Genomic DNA, 1,611 nt, shown 5'->3' with positions numbered 1-1,611 from the left:
TACAAGAACACCACCACAGCCGCAGCAACACTCAGCAACACGGCATTCAAACCCTTGGCGGTGTTGCCAATTTCATTGCGAATGTCTTCACCGCCTTCGGTGCCCAGTTGAATCAGAATTTTGTCGAATTGCGGGTTGTTGCGAATGGTGGTGGCCAGGCGTGCCAGCAATTTCGGGCTCATCAGCCCTTTGCTGAATGCAGGTATGTAATCGGTGGGGGCCACGTTCAAGTGGTTCATGATCTTTTTCAAGTGCCAACGCATCCACGGGTCGGCATTGCGTTTCAGCGTGTCCAGTGCCGACGACAAAGTGGCTCCGCTTTTCAACAACACCGCCAGCGAGGTCACCAGAAGGCTGACTTGAAAGTCGCGGTAAATGGACAACGGCAACAGAAATGGTGCCACTGGAAACAGCAAGAAGCCCCAGCCTTGTGGTACTTGCTCCAATTGGCTTCGCAAATTGCCTTTCCAGCGGGGCAGCGCATAAGTAAATGCGGCAATCGCACCAATAACACCAGCCACGATCAAACCGCCGTGAGAAGCAACAATTTCCGACACGATTCGAACCGACATATTGAACGGTGTCCACACTTCAGGCGGTGCCACTTTCACAATAATCGGAATGGACTGCGTGGCCAGCACGTAGCTGAAGCCAGCTACACCAGGTATTAGCACCATGGGCGGGAAAATGGCTTTCCAAATCACGCTCTTTGCTTCTTTTTGCGATTTAATCGCTGCGGCCAATGCACGCAAGGTGCCAGGTTTGTCTTTGGCTTCGTCTACCGCCGCCAACATCATGCGGTCGTTCTGCGGCATTACGGTGCCCAGAATTTGGCTGATCAAAAAGTCGTCACCCAAACTCAATTTACGAACCATCAACTTAAGCGCCGCCTCCCGGCTGCTGTTGCGGGTTCGCTTGTGGCGGGCAATTTTCAGTTCTTCTTCCAGAAAGGTTTTGAACTGTTCTTTGTTCTCAATCGATTTGGCAAGTTGTTCGTAAAATGCCTCGCGCTTGCCGCGAAAGTCCATCAAGTTGATGGCATTGAAAAAGTTGGTGAATTTCTTTTTGAATGTCATGTTCAGGTGTAAGCCGCTGTTTCGGCGCGGTCTGCGTCGTTCATGATTTCGAAACGGTCAAAGCTGTCAAAACGTTCGCAGTGGCGGGGGTCTACTTCGCCCAGCAGCGCTTTGTACAGGGTGTGTTCAAACACGGTTTTGCCGTCCATGTTCTCGGACCGGAAATTGCCATCCGATTTCGAACGGTAGTACATCATGGCTTCGTAGTCTTTGCCCTGGCGAATCAGGTTCAGCCACTTCCGGTCGGGGGTCAAAATTTCAGCAACCACACTCAGGCCAGCAGTGCCGCGGTGTTTGCATTTGGGGCAACCGCCTTGTCTTTTGAAGTAAAACAGATCGCGTTCCAGCTGAAAGCGGTTTTCCAGTGTGTCGAGTATTTCAAGCACATGCTCAGAATCGGACATTCCCTGCTGATACAAGCGGCCGCCAATTTTGCAGTGTGGGCACAGCTTGGGTACCAGGGCCTGGTACACCAGCAATGTCAAAATATTGGGGTTGGTCAGCACGTCGCGACTCATGCCAATTTCTTCGTTGG

1 protein-coding gene and 1 pseudogene are annotated in these 1,611 nt (G+C 51.8%); both read right to left on the bottom strand.

From position 1 onward, the window contains the following. A partial coding sequence (locus LMED105_RS15895) for a type II secretion system F family protein (RefSeq protein WP_008253373.1) occupies positions 1–1,076 on the bottom strand: 1,076 nt, incomplete at its 3' end. A gap of 2 nt (positions 1,077–1,078) precedes the next feature. Then, a pseudogene (locus LMED105_RS15890) lies at positions 1,079–1,611 on the bottom strand (hypothetical protein); the annotation flags it as partial.

The organism is Limnobacter sp. MED105, from assembly GCF_000170915.1.
GTDB lineage: Bacteria > Pseudomonadota > Gammaproteobacteria > Burkholderiales > Burkholderiaceae_B > Limnobacter.
This window is presented reverse-complemented; position numbering and strand designations above follow the sequence as displayed.